Origin of the sequence: Mesorhizobium sp. B2-7-1, assembly GCF_006440735.1 — a bacterium.
Lineage (GTDB): Bacteria > Pseudomonadota > Alphaproteobacteria > Rhizobiales > Rhizobiaceae > Mesorhizobium.
In genome coordinates this window covers 76,203-91,399 of record NZ_VFUA01000010.1, presented here as the reverse complement: position 1 = coordinate 91,399, position 15,197 = coordinate 76,203, and the positions used below count along the sequence as shown (strand labels likewise).

Annotated in this window: 15 protein-coding genes; 2 read left to right on the top strand and 13 right to left on the bottom strand. The window is 64.9% G+C overall.

The window, feature by feature from the left end; translation table 11 throughout:
- The 5 genes from araD to FJ471_RS06585 all read right to left on the bottom strand — a co-directional run bounded on the left by araD (position 1) and on the right by FJ471_RS06585 (position 6,152).
- Positions 1–1,713 (bottom strand): L-arabinonate dehydratase, encoded by a 1,713-nt coding sequence (gene araD / locus FJ471_RS06605; RefSeq protein WP_140802363.1) that lies wholly within the window; start codon positions 1,711–1,713, stop codon positions 1–3.
- Positions 1,714–1,732: 19 nt separating this feature from the next.
- Positions 1,733–2,512 carry an SDR family oxidoreductase gene (locus tag FJ471_RS06600; RefSeq protein WP_140802362.1) on the bottom strand — a complete coding sequence of 260 codons (780 nt, stop codon included), beginning with the start codon at positions 2,510–2,512 and terminating at the stop codon, positions 1,733–1,735.
- Positions 2,513–2,615: 103 nt separating this feature from the next.
- The gene (gene araH / locus FJ471_RS06595; protein ID WP_140802361.1) at positions 2,616–3,566 is read right to left on the bottom strand and encodes an L-arabinose ABC transporter permease AraH; all 951 of its coding nucleotides are present in this window, start codon (positions 3,564–3,566) and stop codon (positions 2,616–2,618) included.
- A 9-nt stretch (positions 3,567–3,575) separates the two neighbouring features.
- A complete protein-coding gene (araG, locus tag FJ471_RS06590) occupies positions 3,576–5,090 on the bottom strand; it encodes an L-arabinose ABC transporter ATP-binding protein AraG (protein ID WP_181179210.1) in 1,515 nt (504 codons plus the stop codon).
- Positions 5,091–5,159: 69 nt separating this feature from the next.
- Entirely contained in the window at positions 5,160–6,152 is a 993-nt protein-coding gene (locus FJ471_RS06585) for an arabinose ABC transporter substrate-binding protein (RefSeq protein WP_140802359.1), read from the bottom strand.
- A gap of 268 nt (positions 6,153–6,420) precedes the next feature.
- Between FJ471_RS06585 and FJ471_RS06580 the strand changes: the two genes are divergently transcribed.
- Positions 6,421–7,110, top strand: a complete 690-nt coding sequence (locus tag FJ471_RS06580; RefSeq protein WP_140802385.1) for a FadR/GntR family transcriptional regulator — start codon at positions 6,421–6,423, stop codon at positions 7,108–7,110.
- 14 nt (positions 7,111–7,124) lie between these two features.
- Positions 7,125–8,273 carry a galactonate dehydratase gene (gene dgoD, locus FJ471_RS06575; protein ID WP_140802358.1) on the top strand — a complete coding sequence of 383 codons (1,149 nt, stop codon included), beginning with the start codon at positions 7,125–7,127 and terminating at the stop codon, positions 8,271–8,273.
- 45 nt (positions 8,274–8,318) lie between these two features.
- On the opposite strand, the gene FJ471_RS06570 is transcribed toward dgoD, so the two are convergent.
- From FJ471_RS06570 to ugpC, 8 genes are all read right to left on the bottom strand, one after another.
- Positions 8,319–8,978, bottom strand: coding sequence for a DUF2161 family putative PD-(D/E)XK-type phosphodiesterase (locus FJ471_RS06570; RefSeq protein WP_140802357.1), 660 nt, complete (start codon positions 8,976–8,978; stop codon positions 8,319–8,321).
- Between the two features lie 66 nt (positions 8,979–9,044).
- Positions 9,045–10,322, bottom strand: coding sequence for an L-fuconate dehydratase (locus FJ471_RS06565; RefSeq protein WP_140802356.1), 1,278 nt, complete (start codon positions 10,320–10,322; stop codon positions 9,045–9,047).
- Between the two features lie 54 nt (positions 10,323–10,376).
- Positions 10,377–11,108 carry an SDR family oxidoreductase gene (locus FJ471_RS06560; RefSeq protein ID WP_140802355.1) on the bottom strand — a complete coding sequence of 244 codons (732 nt, stop codon included), beginning with the start codon at positions 11,106–11,108 and terminating at the stop codon, positions 10,377–10,379.
- Between the two features lie 17 nt (positions 11,109–11,125).
- A complete protein-coding gene (locus tag FJ471_RS06555) occupies positions 11,126–11,572 on the bottom strand; it encodes a MaoC/PaaZ C-terminal domain-containing protein (protein ID WP_140802354.1) in 447 nt (148 codons plus the stop codon).
- Positions 11,573–11,579: 7 nt separating this feature from the next.
- Positions 11,580–12,653, bottom strand: coding sequence for a Gfo/Idh/MocA family oxidoreductase (locus FJ471_RS06550; RefSeq protein WP_140802353.1), 1,074 nt, complete (start codon positions 12,651–12,653; stop codon positions 11,580–11,582).
- On the bottom strand, positions 12,646–12,975 hold the full coding sequence (locus FJ471_RS06545) for an L-rhamnose mutarotase (protein ID WP_140802352.1): 330 nt from the start codon (positions 12,973–12,975) through the stop codon (positions 12,646–12,648). The genes FJ471_RS06550 and FJ471_RS06545 overlap by 8 nt, the downstream gene beginning before the upstream one ends.
- Before the next feature lie 10 nt (positions 12,976–12,985).
- A complete protein-coding gene (locus tag FJ471_RS06540) occupies positions 12,986–14,098 on the bottom strand; it encodes a mandelate racemase/muconate lactonizing enzyme family protein (RefSeq protein ID WP_140802351.1) in 1,113 nt (370 codons plus the stop codon).
- A gap of 1 nt (position 14,099) precedes the next feature.
- Entirely contained in the window at positions 14,100–15,197 is a 1,098-nt protein-coding gene (gene ugpC, locus FJ471_RS06535; RefSeq protein WP_140802350.1) for a sn-glycerol-3-phosphate ABC transporter ATP-binding protein UgpC, read from the bottom strand.

Below are 15,197 nucleotides of genomic sequence, written 5' to 3'. Positions count from 1 at the left end.
TCAATGGCTTTCGCGCGGAATGGCGTGACCGCGGCTGCCGACGAGGAAATCGAGGTCGGCGCCACGGTCGGCCTGCAGGACATGATCGGCATAGAGGCCCTGATAGCCGCCGCGCATCGCCGGTTCAGGCGGCCGCCAGGATTGCCGCCGCCCCGCCAGTTCCTGTTCGGAGACATCGAGATGCAGCCTGCGTGCCCCGACATCGAGCTCGATGATGTCGCCGCTTCTGACCAAGGCCAGCGGGCCGCCCACAGCGGCTTCGGGAGCCGCATGCAGCACCACCGTGCCGAAAGCGGTGCCGGACATGCGGGCGTCGGAAATGCGGACCATGTCGCGGACGCCCTTTTGCAAGAGCTTCTGCGGCAGCGCCATGTTGCCGACCTCGGCCATGCCGGGATAACCCTTCGGACCGCAATTCTTCAGCACCATGACCGAGGCCTCGTCGATATCGAGCTCCGGGTCGTCGATGCGCGCCTTGTAGTCGTCGATATCCTCGAAAACGACGGCGCGGCCGCGATGCCTCGTCAAGGCCGGCGAGGCGGCCGACGGTTTGATGATGGCGCCCGCCGGCGCCAGGTTGCCGCGCAGCACCGCGATGCCGCCAGGCGGCGTGAGCGCCTTGTCGCGCGGGCGGATCACCTCCGGATTGTAATTCCGGGCATCGGCTATGTTGTCGCGCACGCTTTTGCCGGTGACCGTCAGCGCCTCGAGATCGAGCAGGTCGGCGATCTCCTTCATCACCGCCGGTATGCCGCCGGCATAGCAGAAATCCTCCATCAGGAAGCGGCCCGACGGCATCAGGTCGAGGATGGTCGGGACGTCGCGGCCATATCTGTCCCAATCGTCGAGGCTGAGCTCGGTGCCGACCCGGCCGGCGATGGCGAGCAGATGCACGACGGCGTTGGTCGAGCCGCCAATCGCGCCATTGACGCGTATGGCATTGGCGAAAGCCTGCTTGTTGAGGATCGCCGACGGCCGCAGATCCTCGTTGACCATCTCGACGATGCGCCGGCCCGTCAGGCGGGCGATGCGGCTGCGGCGCGCGTCGACCGCCGGATAGGCCGCGTTGCCGGGCAGCGCCAGGCCAAGCGCCTCGACCATCGAAGCCATGGTCGAGGCCGTGCCCATGGTCATGCAATGGCCGGGCGAGCGCGACATGGCGCTCTCGGCGCTGGCGAAGTCCTGCGCGCTCATCACGCCGGCCCGCACATCCTCGGAGAATTTCCACACGTCGGTGCCGGAACCGATCTCACGGCCCTGGAACCGGCCGTTGAGCATCGGCCCGCCGGAGATGACGATGGCGGGCAGGTCGCAGGAGGCTGCGCCCATCACCAGCGACGGCGTGGTCTTGTCGCAACCCGCCATCAGCACGACGCCATCCATCGGATTGCCGCGGATCGCCTCCTCGACATCCATCGAGGCGAGGTTGCGGAACAGCATCGCCGTCGGCCGCAGATTGGATTCGCCGCAGGAGAATACCGGAAACTCCAGCGGCAGGCCGCCGGCTTCCAGAACGCCAGCCTTGATGTGCTCGACCAGGCCGCGAAAATGCACATGGCAAGGCGTGAATTCGGAAAAGGTGTTGCAGATGCCGATCACCGGCCGGCCGTCGAACGCATCGTCGGGCAGGCCGTTGTTCTTCATCCAGCTGCGATGGATGAAGGCGTCCTTGCCGGACCCGCCGAACCAGTGCTGCGATCGTCTCTTGGTCATGTTCGGTCCTCGGCGATGCTCAGGCTGGATGCTGAAGCTGGCTCAGCCCGCCGTCGACGACGAGGCAGGCCGCGTTCATGAACGGGCACTCGTCGGAAATCATGAACAGCGCGGCGAGCGCGATCTCGCGCGCCGTGGCGATGCGGCCGCCGGGGTGCAGCGCCATCGTCCTGGCCCGCGCCGCGACCGGATCCGGGAAACTGTTCCAGTAATCGACGGCCTTCTGCGTTTCGACATAACCCGGCGCCAGCGCGTTCACGCGCACACCTTGCCCGGCATATTCGAGCGCCAGCGATCTGGTCAGGCCGAGCAGCGCGTGCTTGGCGACGGGATAGGGGAAGGTGTGCGGGATGATGGTGAAGCTGTGCGTCGAGGCGATATTGAGGATCGCACCGCCGCCGCTTGCCAGCATGCCCGGCAACACCGCCTTGCTGCAATTCCACGCGCCTTTGACGTTGACGTCGAAATTGCGGTTCCACTCCTCTTCGCTCGCGTCGAGCGGCGTCGAGAAGACATTCATCCCCGCATTGTTGATCAGCGCGTTGACCGGCCCGATTTCCTCGCTCGCGCGGCCGACGGCCGCCGCGATCGCAGCGGCATCGGTTATGTCGGCCTCGCAATGCCCGAGACGGCCGGGAGGCGCCGACAGGCCGGACGCGGCATTCCGCAACAGCCCGCCATCGCGATCGATCATGAACACGCCCGCTCCCTCGGCCAGGCAGGCTTCGGCGATGGCGAGGCCGATGCCCTGGGCGGCGCCGGTGAGAAAAATGCGTTTGCCTGAAAGGCGCTCAGTCATCGTCGTCACTCCAGTCGAAGACGGCCATGGCGATCCCCGCCCGTCAAGGTCCAGCCGGGAACGAGCCTGTTCAGCCCCATCGGTCCGACATCGGCATGCCGGTTCAGCGCCGCCCCAATGCCGAGGAGCGCAGATTGTCGAGCAGGACCGCCAGAAGCAGGATCACGCCGCGCACGATGTATTGGTAGAAGGCCGGGATGTTGAGCAGGTTCATCGCATTCTCGGCGATACCCATGATCAGCACGCCGACGATGACGCCCGACATCGTGGCCCTGCCGCCGGCGAGCGAGACGCCGCCGAGCACGCAGGCCGAGATCACCGACAGCTCCAATCCTACCGCCGCATTCGGCTGGCCGGAGGTGATGCGCGAGGCAAGCAGGATGCCGGCGATGCCGCAGACCACGCCCTGCAGCGTGAAGATCCAGATGCGCGTCCTGTCGACATTGACGCCGGCAAGACGCGAGGCCTCCGGATTGCCGCCGATGGCCAGCGTGTTCTTGCCGAAAACGGTGCTGTTCAACACAAAGCCGAAAATGGCGAAGAGCACCGCCAGCACCCAGATCGGCGTCGGGATGCCGAGCAGCTTCGACAGGGCAAGCTGGTAGAAATCCGGGCTGTTGATGCCGACGGCGCGGCCGTCCGACGAGATCAACGCGAAACCGCGCACGATCTGCATTGTGGCCAAGGTGGTGATCAGGGCGTTGATGCGGAATTTGGCGATGACGACGCCGTTGACCCAGCCGACGACGGCGCCGCAGGCGATTGCCGCGAGAAGGCCAAGCAGGATCGAGCCGGTGGCGTTCGAGGCCATCACCGCGACCATGCCGGCAAAGGCGACGATGGAGCCGACCGACAGGTCGAAGTCTCGCGCCGCGAGGCAGAACATCATCGTGCAGGCGACAATGCCGACGGTGACCACGGACTGCAGCAGGCCGAGCATATTGCGGTCGGTGAGGAAGTTCGGCACGAGCAGCGACACCAGCGCGAAAGCGACGATGAAGATGACGACGAGGCCTTGTTCGCCGAGCAGGACCTTCTTCAACTGATCGGTCATTGCAAATCCTCAGGATGCGATCGCGTCGGGGGTTTTCTTGTCGGGAAGCGCTGCGGCCAGGATCGCCTTTTCGGCGAACTGGTCGCGCGCGAGCTCGGCGCTGATGCGCCCGCCGCACATCACCAGGATGCGGTCGCAGATGCCCATCACTTCCGGCAGCTCGGAGGAGACGACGACGATGGCCATGCCGTCCTCGGCGAGCTGGTAGAGCAGCTCGTAGATTTCCGATTTGGCGCCGACGTCGATGCCGCGCGTCGGCTCGTCGACGATCAGCACGCGTATGCCCTGCTCGGACAGCCAGCGGCCGAGGATGACCTTCTGCTGGTTGCCGCCGGAGAGGTTGACGATGTCCTGCTTGCGCGAAGGCGTGCGTACCTTGAGCTTCTTGATGAAGGTTTCGGCCGTCGCGATCTCGCTGGCTCTTCTGAGCACGCCGAAGCGCGTGTGATGGCGCCTGGAAGAGATGTTGATGTTCTCCTCGATCGAGCGGCCCTGGATGACGCCGTCATGCTTGCGGTCCTCCGAGCAGAGCACGATGCCGGCGCGGATCGCGTCATGCGGGCTGGCGGCGGCAATCGCCTTACCGTCGACCGTGATCGTGCCGCCCGAACGCGGATCGGCGCCGAAGACAAGCCGCATCAGCTCCGAGCGTCCGGCGCCGATCAGGCCGAAGAAGCCGACGATCTCGCCGGCGCGGGCTTCGAAGCTCGCCGGCGTCCGCAGCCTGGCGCCGCTCAAACCATCGACCTTCAACCGGACCTCGCCGGTCTTGCGCGGGCGAAAACCCCAGATGTCGGAAATCTCACGGCCGACCATTTCGGCGACGACCTGATCGCGCGTCACACCTTTGAGCGATGCGTGATGCGCGGCGAGCTTGCCATCGCGCAGCACCGTCAGGCTGTCACAGAGCCGGAACACCTCGTCGAGGCGATGCGAGACATAGATGATGACCTTGCCTTCGCCGCGCAGCCGGTCGATCAGCTTAAACAGGATCTCGCTTTCGCGCGAGGACAGCGACGAGGTCGGCTCGTCGAGCGCGATGACGCGGGCGTCGAGCATCACCGCCTTGGCGATCTCGACCATCTGGCGTTCGCCGATCGACAGCGTCTTGACCTTGCGACGCATGTCGATGTCGATGCCGGCCGCTTTCAGCTTGGCGCCGACATCGTCGAGCATGCGGCGGCGAGCGATGACGCCGGCGCTTGCCGGAAAGCGGCCGAGGCTCAGGTTTTCGGCGACGGTCAGCTCGGGGACCAGCTGCAATTCCTGATGGATGACGATGACGCCGTTGTCGAAGGCGTTCCTGGTCGAGGCATAGGCCTGGACCTTGCCGTCGATGCTTATTTCGCCGGCATCGGCATGCTGGTCGCCGGACAGGATCTTGATGAGGGTGGATTTGCCGGCGCCGTTCTCGCCCATCAGCCCGTGCACGGCGCCCTTCTCGACGCCGAACGACACATCCGACAAGGCTTTGACGCCTGGATAAGTCTTGGTGATGTTGGTGAATTCGAGAAAGGACACCAGCCTCGATCCTTCTTGAGCATGCCAAACAGGCGGCGGCGTCAAAGCCGCCGCCTGTTTGTACAGGGAGGACTATTCGATGCCGAGGTCCTTGCGCACCTTCTGATAGTCGTCGCGCTTGGCCAGCGCGCCGGCGGTCAGCGTCAGCTTCGCCGGTTCCTTGTTGTTGGCGATCCAGTCATACATGTTGAGCGCCGTCTCGTAGCCGTGACGCTTGGGCGAGATGATCACCGTGCCGACGAAGCCGGTCGCGGCCGGTTTCTTGAACTCGTTGATCGCCGATTCCGCGCCGCCGATGCCGACGCCGATCATGCCGTCGGCCGGAATGCCGACGCTCTCGGAAGCGCGCACGGCGCCCAGCACCGCCTCGTCGTTGAGGCCGAAGGCAATCCACTTCTTGATATCGGCATGGGCATTGAGCACCACGGTCGCGGCATTGAGCGCGGCTTCCGTGTCGGTCTTGGCCTGCGGCGCGTCGAAGATGTCTTCCGCCTTGAAGCCGGCGGCCTTCAGCACCGAGATTGCGCCCTCGACGCGGTCGACGGCAGTCGGCAGCTGGTCGTAGGAAACGCGGATCGCGCCGACCTCGTCCATCTTCCAGCCGCGTGCCTTCATCTCGTCGAGGATGGCCTGACCGACCGCCTCGCCGATCTTGGTGGCGGAGATGCCCATATGCGGCACGTCTTCCAGGGGCTTGCCGTCGGCGCCGACGAGGCGGTCGTCCACCGTCATCAGCTTGAGATTGTTGGCGGCCGCCTTGGCGACGATGCCGGGGCCGAGCTTCACATCCGGCGTGCAGACGACGAACCCTTGAGCGCCCTGGGCGCCGAGATTGTCGATCGCCGACATCAGCTTCTCGCCGTCCTCGGCGCCGATCTTGACGAGGGTGAAACCCTTTTCCTTGGCAGCCTGGTCCGCGAATTTCCATTCGTCCTGGAACCAGGGCTCCTCGGGCTGTTTGACGATGAAGCCGATCTTGGTGTCCTGCGCATAGGCAGACGCGATTGTCGTGACCGACAAGACGGCGAGAGCGCCCGCGACGAGCGCGGTTTTCAAAAGTCGCATGTTTACCTCCCAGCGAACGGCCGGGCGCCGAGCCCGGGTCTCTCGTCTCTAATCAATTTCATCATACACGTCAATTGATCTGGTATGATAAATGATCTAAATAGTGTGAGCAGTAACGCTGGCGCAAATCACCGGTATCCGCTAAGGCCGGGCCGGGCGCGCGCAAACCAGGGTTCGCTGCCTTGGAGGAGGGGCTGAGGTGAACGAGACACCGAAGAAGGCTGACGAGGCGACGGACGAGCGCGAGACGGTGCGTCGCCCGCGCGTCATGCCGGATGTGACGAAGGCGCTCGCCTCCGACATCTTCTCCGGCCGCTATCCGGCCGGGTCGTCACTGCCGACCGAGAACGACCTTGGCGTCGAATATGGCGTCAGCCGCACCGTGATCCGCGAGGCGCTGAAAGTGCTGGCGGCCAAGGGCCTGGTGCTGTCCAGGCCGCGCATCGGCACGGTGGTCTGCGACCAGGACAACTGGAACATCATCGATCCGCAAGTGCTCGCCTGGCATGCGCCGCACGCCCTGGACGACAAGCTGTTCGACGCGATCCTCGAAACCCGTCGCGCCATCGAGCCGCTCGTCGCCGAGCTCGCCGCCGCGCGCGCCACGCTGCAGGAGATCGCCGACCTGGAAGCGGCATGGCGCGGTATGGCCGGCGCCGGCGAGGACCTCGTCACCTTCTCGCGCAGCGACATCGCCTTCCACCACATCCTCTATGCCGCCAGCCACAACCCGATCTTCCGGCAGATCGGCAATCTGATCGACACCGGACTGAAATTCTCGCTGGAGGCGACGGCGACCATTTCGCTCGACCGGCGCATGGAAGCAGTGGCGGCGCACCGTGAAGTGGTGGAGGCGCTGCGCATGCGCGACACCGAAGCGGCGCGCGGCGCGGCAAACAGAATCCTCGACCTGGCGGCGCGCGACCTCGTCAGCGCCAAGAAACTCAAGAACAACTGAGACCGGCCGACCGCATGAAAATCACCGCTTTGACCACCTACATCGTTCCGCCGCGCTGGCTCTTCCTCAAGATCGAGACCGATGCCGGCGTCAGCGGCTGGGGCGAGCCCGTGGTCGAAGGCAGGGCGCTGACGGTCGAAGCGGCGATCAAGGAACTGGCCGACTATCTGATCGGCAAGGATCCGCGTCTGATCGAGGATCATTGGACGGTGATGCATCGCGGCGGCTTCTATCGCGGCGGGCCGATCCTGATGAGCGCGATCGCCGGCATCGACCAGGCGCTGTGGGACATCAAGGGCAAGGCGCTCGGCGTTCCCGTGCATGAACTGCTTGGCGGCAAGCTGCGCGAGACGATCAAGGTCTATTCCTGGATCGGCGGCGACCGGCCGGCGGAAGTCGCGGCCGGCGCCAGGGATATGGTTTCGCGCGGCTTCCTGGCGCTCAAGATGAACGGCACCGAGGAACTGCAGATCGTCGACAGCCATGACAGGATCGATGCCGCGGTCGAGCGGGTCGCCATGGTGCGGGAGGCGGTGGGCCCGAATATCGGCATCGCGGTGGATTTCCATGGCCGCGTGCACCGGCCGATGGCGCGCATCCTGGTCAAGGAGTTGGAACCCTACCGGCTGATGTTCATCGAGGAGCCGGTGCTCTCCGAAAACCGAGAGGCGCTGAAGGAGATCGCAGCGCTCGGCTCGACGCCGATCGCGCTCGGCGAGCGGCTCTACAGCCGCTGGGACTTCAAGCCGGTGTTCGAGGAAGCTGTCGTCGACATCATCCAGCCCGACCTGTCGCATGCCGGCGGTATCACCGAATGCCGCAAGATCGCGGCGATGGCGGAAGCCTATGACGTGGCGGTGGCGCCGCACTGTCCGCTCGGTCCGATCGCGCTGGCCGCGTGCCTGCAACTCGATGCCGTGAGCTACAATTGCTTCATCCAGGAACAGAGCCTGGGCATCCACTACAATGCCGCCAACGACCTGCTCGACTACGCCGCCAACAAGGATGTGTTCCGCTATGAGGATGGCTATGTCGCAATTCCCGACGGACCCGGCCTGGGCGTCGAGATCGACGAGGATTATGTGAAGGAGCGCGCCAGGGAAGGGCATCGCTGGCGCAACCCGGTCTGGCGCCACCAGGACGGCTCGTTTGCCGAATGGTAACAGGCGCCAAGTGGTAAGCCGGCGAATTTTTCGCCACGCGATAGTTTATAGGGCCACCGCCGCGGGTGCGATCGCTGCGAGGCCGGCTTCGGTCAGCGCGTAGATGCCGCGCTCGGCCCGAGCGAACCAGCCGTAGTAATTATGTTGCAGGATGCTCGCCGCGCGCGGCGACAGGATCTTGAGGTCGCGCGGCCGTTTCGGGCCGTCGGCCATGGCCGCGGCGCAGGCAAGCGCCTCCTGGCGGTAGGCGGTCATGATCGGCTTCTTGCGCGTGCTGCCGCCGACGGACGGATCGCCCTTGCGGCGGTGATGCTCCTCGACCAGGCGCGAGCGCCGCCTGGGATCGCGGCGCGGCGGCAGGGCGGCGGGACTGAGCAGCAGCTCCACCTCGCCTTTCTTGCCGACGCCCAACAGGCCGAAGCCGAGACGGCGGCAGAGCGCGCGGAAGCGGCGGTCGTGCTCCCGACCCTTGCCGCGCGCCGACATATAGGCGGCCAGCCAGACCTCGTCACAGGCCGCCGCGCGGTCGACGGCCTGCAGGACGAGCTCGAGGTTGAATTGCAGCTTCAGCTCGCAGATGACGACCACCGGCGGTTCGCCGGCGCGCACACCGACCACATCGCAGCCGCCGATCTCGCCCTTGACGGCGAAATCCATGTTCTCGAGGAATCGCTTCACCGGCTCGTAGAGGGACGTTTCCTGCATCCGACAGGCATAGCCGATTCGCGGCCGGTCGGCCCAGCGGCGCCATTGCGGTCGCGGGCACCGATGTCAGGCGCGGTGCAGGTAGTCCTCGATCGATTGCGGCTTCATCTCGATCGAAAAGCCGGGTGCTGCCGGCGGCATATAGGCAGCGTCGCTTATTACGCAGGGTTCGATGAAATGCTCGTGCAGGTGGTCGACATATTCGATGACGCGGCCGTCCTTGCTGCCGGATACGGCGACATAGTCGATCATCGACAGATGCTGGACATATTCGCACAGGCCCACGCCGCCGGCATGCGGCCAGACCGGCAGGCCGAACTTGGCCGCGATCAGAAGCACCGCGAGCACTTCGTTCAGCCCGCCCATGCGACAGGAATCGATCTGCACGACGTCGATCGCGCCGCCGGCGATGAACTGCTTGAACATGATGCGGTTCTGGCACATCTCGCCGGTGGCGACCTTGATCGGCGCGACCGCCTTGCGGATCTTGGCGTGGCCGGCGACGTCGTCGGGGCTGGTCGGCTCCTCGATGAAGAAGGGCTTGGCGAAGGCAAGGTCCTTCAGCCAGTCGATCGCCTGGTCGACTTCCCAGACCTGGTTGGCGTCGATCATCAAATAGCGGTCCGGGCCGATGACCTCGCGCGCAATCCTAAGGCGGCGGATATCGTCTTCGCGGTCGCGGCCAACCTTCAGCTTGATGTGGTTGAAGCCGTCGTCGACCGCTTCCTGGCAAAGGCGCCGCAATTTGTCGTCGGGATAGCCAAGCCAGCCGGCCGAGGTGGTGTAGCAGGCATAGCCTTCGCGCTCGAGCGTGGCGATGCGCTCGGCTTTGCCGGCCTCGGCCTTCTTCAGGATCGCCAGCGCCTCGGCCGGCGTGATGGCGTCGGTGAGGTAGCGGAAGTCGACGATGCGCACGATTTCTTCCGGGCTCATTTCGGCGACCAGGCGCCAGACCGGTTTGCCGGCGTCCTTGGCCCACAGGTCCCAGACCGCGTTGACCACCGCGCCGACCGCAAGATGCATGGCGCCCTTGTCCGGGCCGATCCAGCGCAGCTGGCTGTCGCCGGTGACGTGATGCCAGAAGCGGCCGGGGTCCTCCTTCACCCAATCGAGATCGAGCCCGACGACGAGGTGGCGCAGCGCTTCGATCGCCGCGCAGCAGATCTCGTTGCCGCGGCCGATGGTGAAGGTGAGACCGTGGCCTTTCAGCGAGGGAATGTCGGTGTCGAGGATGACATAGGCGGCCGAATAATCCGGGTCCGGATTCATCGCGTCCGAGCCGTCGAGGCTTTGCGACGTCGGGAAACGCAGGTCGAAGGTTCTGAGGTCCGTGATTTTCGTCATTGCCTGCCTCTTAGCTGACCTGCCCTTTATCTCATGCTGACGGCCGAAACCGCCTCAGATCGACCAGCCGCCGTCGATATTATAGGCCTGCCCGGTCGTGTAGGTGGCGCCGGCCAGATAGACGGCGAGATCGGCGATCTCTTCCGGCGTGCCGATCCTGCCCATCGGCTGGCGGGCGATGAAGGCCGCGCGGGCGGCCTCATAGTCGCCTTGCGCCTGCATGCGGCCCTGAAGCGAGGGGCTCTCGACGGTGCCCGGGCAAATGGCGTTGCAGCGTATGCCTTTGGCGACATAGTCGGCGGCAATCGACTTGGTCAGGCCGATAACCGCCGCCTTGGTCACGCCATAAGCAAAACGGTTCGGCACGCCCTTCGGGGCGCCCGCCACCGACGCCATGTTGATGATCGAGCCGTCGCCGCGCTCCAGCATGCCGGGCAGCACGGCGCGGATGGTGCGGATCATGGCGCGCACATTGAGATTGATGGCGAAGTCGAGATCCTCGTCCTTCATCTCCAGGATCGAGCCGGCATGGACGAAGCCTGCGCAGTTGAACAGCGCGTCGACGCGGCCGATCTCGACGAAAGCGGCCTTCACCGCCTCATCGTTCAGCACATCGAGTTTTCGCGTCTTGATGTCGGGTGTCTTCGCGAGATCGGCCAACGCCGCCTCGTTGATATCGGTGGCGTGGACGACGGCGCCAGCCTTGGCGAAAGCCAGCGCGCTTGCCCGCCCTATGCCTTGCGCGGCCGCCGTGACGACCACGACCTTGCCTGTGATGTCAGCCATTCTTCTGTCTCCGTCTTTCAGCCGGGCCGTCGCTCGACGATGTAAATGTGATCCGCGGCCAGCACGACCTCGTCGCGCTGGTTCAAAACTTCGACGCGCTCGATGACGCGGCCGGCATTTGGCCGTTTCGGGTCGTCTTCCCTGGCCGCGATCGTGGTGCGCGTGCGGATCGTGTCGCCGATGAAGACCGGCTTGATGAAGCGCAGCCGGTCGTAGCCATAGGAGAAGGCGGCGGGATTGATGACGCTCGCCGTCAAGCCGACGCCGACCGAGAAGACCAGCGTGCCATGCGCGATGCGCTGGCCGAAGGGCGTGGTCTTCATGAACTCGGCGTCCATATGATGCGGGAAGAAATCGCCGGTGTGGCCTGCATGGACGACGAAGTCCGTCTCGGTGATGGTGCGGCCGCTGGTGAGGCGCGACGAACCGATCTCGTAGTCCTCGAAATAGGTGGTCTGTTCCATATCCTGCCTACGGCTTTGCGGCCAGCGGCGTTGCCGGCGCGGCGCTCGATTTATAGGCGGCCTCGACCAGCGCCATGGTGTGCCAGGCGTCCTCGACGGAACTGACGAGTTCCGCGTCTTCGCCGGCCGCGAAACGCTGGACATTGGCCATGCGCCCGACGAAGGCATCGGGGAACCATTCGCCAGCGAGCGGAACGCTGATCCAGTCCGACCCGCCCTTGGGATGGATTTCCAGGATGTCCGGCTCGCCGCGCGGATAGTCGAGGTTGAGCCCGAGCTTGACATAGGCAGCGCCCTCGGTGCCGCAGATGCGGAACTCGCAGGCCTGGTAGCGGCGCCCGAATTTGTGGTCGTGGTTGATCGAAAGCCCGCAACGCACCGTGTCGCCATAGTCGAGGATGGCGCTGGTGCGGGTCTGCGCGACCTTGTGATTGGGATGGCCGAGCGTCTTGGCGTGCACGCCCAGCGGATTGCCGAGAAGCTGGCGGATCAGGTCGAGATAGTGGATCGAATGCATGGCGATCTCGACGCGCGGCGCCTTGAGCAGGAACTCCCACAGCTGCCAGGGCGTGTCGAGCGCCAGCAGCGCGTCGAAATCGACGACCTCGCCCAGCCAGCCCTTGGCAATAGCATCCTTCAGCGCCAGCATCATCGGCGCGAAGCGGAGCTGCAAATTGACTGCGGCCTTCAGTCGCTTGGCGCGGCAGATTTCGAGGATTTCCGTCGCCTCGCCGAGATAATTGCCCATTGGCTTCTGGATCAGCGCCACCGCGCCATCGGGCAGAGCCTTCAGCACCTCGGCGTGACGACCGGGCGGCGTCGCAAGGTCGAAGATCGCGTCCTTCACCGCTGCCGCTTCCTCGACCGAACGGAACGCCGTCACGCCCCATGTCTCGGCGAGTTTTTGCGCCTTGACCTGGTCCGGATCGTAAAGACCGGCAACTGGAAAACCGCCCTTGCGGTAGGCGGGAAAATGCGCATCGCCGACGATCGAGCCGGCGCCGAAGGTGACGATCGGGCGCGGCTTCGAAGGTTTTGGCCAGGACTGCGCCAGCGATGCCGCATCGAAGGCATCAGTCATGATGGAAGACCTCGTCCATCGTCGCCCACCATTCGCCTTCCTTGCGGGTCGGCAGCGGCTCCTGGCAGGGCATGCAGACCGCCCACCATTCCTGGGTCTTCGGGTCGGCCGCCATCTTGGCCATGTCGGCTGCGTAGTCGGTGCCGTGATATTCGAAATAGGAAAAGAGCAGGTTCTCCGGCCGCTTCAGGTAGATCGAATAGTTCTTGATGTTGCAGGCCGAGATCATGGTCAGCACGTCCGGCCATACATCCGCATGAAGCCGGACATATTCCTCGACCTTCTCGGGCTTCAGCCCGAGCACCATTCCCATGCGCTGCATATCCGCCTCCCTATTTCGCGATCGCCGTCGTGAATTCGGCGATGCTTCTTGCCTTGACCGCATCCCAGTCCCAGTCGATGCCGATGCCGGGTTCGCTGGGCGCCAGCGCATGGCCATCCTCGATGCGCATCTTCTTACCAGTAAGCTCGTCGAGCTGCGGAATATACTCGACATATTTGCCGTTCTGGATGGCGCAGGTGAGGCTGACATGCAGTTCCATAAGGAAATGCGGGCAGACCGGCATGTCGAAGGCTTCCGCCGCATGCGCCACTTTCAACCAGGGCGTGATGCCGCCGATGCGGCCGACATCGACCTGGATGATGTTGGCGCCGCCCTTTTGCATGTACTCGCGGAAATGCCTGATCGAATAGAGCGACTCGCCAACGGCGATCGGCGTCGCGGTCGAATTCGACAGCCGCACATGGCCGTCGATGTCGTCGGCCGGCAATGGCTCCTCGATCCAGGCGAGGTCGAGCTCGCGCAGCCGCTCGGCGCGGCGGATCGCCTCGTCGACGGAAAAGCCCTGGTTGCAGTCGGTCATGATCTCGTAGCCGTCGCCGACCGCCTTGCGCACCGCCGACAGCCGCGCGACGTCCTCGGAGCCGTGCGGCTTGCCGATCTTGACCTTGGAACCGGTGAAACCTTTGGCCTTCGCGGCAAGCGCGTCATCGACCAGCGCCTGCGTCTCGATATGCAGCCAGCCGCCTTCGGTGGTGTAGAGCGGGCAGCGGTCCTTGGCGCCGCCGGCGAGCTTCCAGAGCGGCAGGTTCTGTTTTCTCGCCCGCAGATCCCACAGCGCCGTGTCGATCGCGGCCAGCGCGATCGCGGTGATGGCGCCGATGGTGGTGGCGTGGGTGGCGAATTCGAGATCGTGCCAGATCGCCTCGATCTGGTCGGCGTCGCGGCCGATCAGGCGCGGCGCGAGATGGTCGGCCAGAAGCCGCATCACCGACGAGCCGCCGGTGCCGATCGTATAGCTGTAGCCGGTGCCCGACGCGCCGTCGGAATCGGTGATGGTGACGATCGGGGTTTCCTGGCTGACGAAGCTCTGGATCGCGTCCGTGCGCTTGACCTTCGGCACGAGGTCGACCATGCGCAGTTCGATTTTCTCGATTTTTGCCATGTCAGTTCCTCAGCGATTTGCCGGTTTCGGCGGAGAACAGATGCGCGCGGCTCAGGTCGAAGCTCATGCCGATCCTGTCGCCGGCCTTCAGCGGCTTGGGATTGAGCATGCGCGAGACCCAATCGGTGCCGTTGAACTCGGCGAAGACCAGCGTTTCGTTGCCGAGCGGCTCGGTGATGCTGACCGGCAACTCGACGCGGTGGACTTCCGTCTCGCCGCCGGAGCTCAGGCCGTGGCCGGTCGGATAGAAATCATCGGGACGGATGCCGAACACGACCTTGTCGCCGGCCGCCGTCTTCGACTTGAACTGCCCGGGCAGCGGCAGGCTGTCGCCGCCGCTGAAGACCAGCCTGCCGTCGCTCACCGTCGCCTCATGCAGGTTCATCGGCGGCGAGCCGATGAAGCCCGCGACGAAGTGTGTCGCCGGGCGGCTGAACACCTCGTCCGGCGTGCCGACTTGCTCGATATGGCCTGAACGCATGATGACGATGCGGTCGGCCAGCGTCATCGCCTCGACCTGGTCGTGGGTGACGTAGATGACCGTCGACTTCACCTTGGCATGCAGCTTCTTGATCTCGGTGCGCATCTGCGTGCGCAGCTTGGCGTCGAGGTTGGACAGCGGCTCGTCGAACAGGAAGACATCCGGATCGCGCACGATGGCGCGGCCCATGGCGACGCGCTGGCGCTGGCCGCCGGAGAGCTGCGAGGGACGGCGTTCCAGCAGTTCGTCGAGGCCGAGGATGGCTGAGGCCTCAGCGACACGCCGGTCCATATCGCCCTTGGCGACGCCCGCGATCTTCAGCGAGAAGCCGAGATTCTCGCGCACCGTCATATGCGGGTAGAGCGCGTAGGACTGGAACACCATGGAGATGTTGCGCGAGCGCGGCGGCAGGTCGTTGACCATGCGGCCGCCGATATCGATGTTGCCGCCAGTGATATCCTCCAGCCCAGCGATCATGCGCAGCGTCGTCGACTTGCCGCAGCCGGACGGACCGACCAGCGCGATAAACTCGCGGTCGGCGATCTCGAGATCGATGCCGTGCACGATCTCCATATTGCCGTAGCGCTTGGAGAGCTTTTTCAGCGAAACCGTTGCCAT

Excerpts from the sequence above, each read along its gene's own strand:
- araD (WP_140802363.1), bottom strand. The coding sequence starts at position 1,713 with ATGACCAAGAGACGATCGCAGCACTGGTTCGGCGGGTCCGGCAAGGAC.
- FJ471_RS06600 (WP_140802362.1), bottom strand. The coding sequence starts at position 2,512 with ATGACTGAGCGCCTTTCAGGCAAACGCATTTTTCTCACCGGCGCCGCC.
- araH (WP_140802361.1), bottom strand. The coding sequence starts at position 3,566 with ATGACCGATCAGTTGAAGAAGGTCCTGCTCGGCGAACAAGGCCTCGTC.
- FJ471_RS06585 (WP_140802359.1), bottom strand. The coding sequence starts at position 6,152 with ATGCGACTTTTGAAAACCGCGCTCGTCGCGGGCGCTCTCGCCGTCTTG.
- FJ471_RS06580 (WP_140802385.1), top strand. The coding sequence starts at position 6,421 with ATGCCGGATGTGACGAAGGCGCTCGCCTCCGACATCTTCTCCGGCCGC.
- dgoD (WP_140802358.1), top strand. The coding sequence starts at position 7,125 with ATGAAAATCACCGCTTTGACCACCTACATCGTTCCGCCGCGCTGGCTC.
- FJ471_RS06570 (WP_140802357.1), bottom strand. The coding sequence starts at position 8,978 with ATGCAGGAAACGTCCCTCTACGAGCCGGTGAAGCGATTCCTCGAGAAC.
- FJ471_RS06565 (WP_140802356.1), bottom strand. The coding sequence starts at position 10,322 with ATGACGAAAATCACGGACCTCAGAACCTTCGACCTGCGTTTCCCGACG.
- FJ471_RS06560 (WP_140802355.1), bottom strand. The coding sequence starts at position 11,108 with ATGGCTGACATCACAGGCAAGGTCGTGGTCGTCACGGCGGCCGCGCAA.
- FJ471_RS06555 (WP_140802354.1), bottom strand. The coding sequence starts at position 11,572 with ATGGAACAGACCACCTATTTCGAGGACTACGAGATCGGTTCGTCGCGC.
- FJ471_RS06550 (WP_140802353.1), bottom strand. The coding sequence starts at position 12,653 with ATGACTGATGCCTTCGATGCGGCATCGCTGGCGCAGTCCTGGCCAAAA.
- FJ471_RS06545 (WP_140802352.1), bottom strand. The coding sequence starts at position 12,975 with ATGCAGCGCATGGGAATGGTGCTCGGGCTGAAGCCCGAGAAGGTCGAG.
- FJ471_RS06540 (WP_140802351.1), bottom strand. The coding sequence starts at position 14,098 with ATGGCAAAAATCGAGAAAATCGAACTGCGCATGGTCGACCTCGTGCCG.
- ugpC (WP_140802350.1), bottom strand. The coding sequence starts at position 15,197 with ATGGCAACGGTTTCGCTGAAAAAGCTCTCCAAGCGCTACGGCAATATG.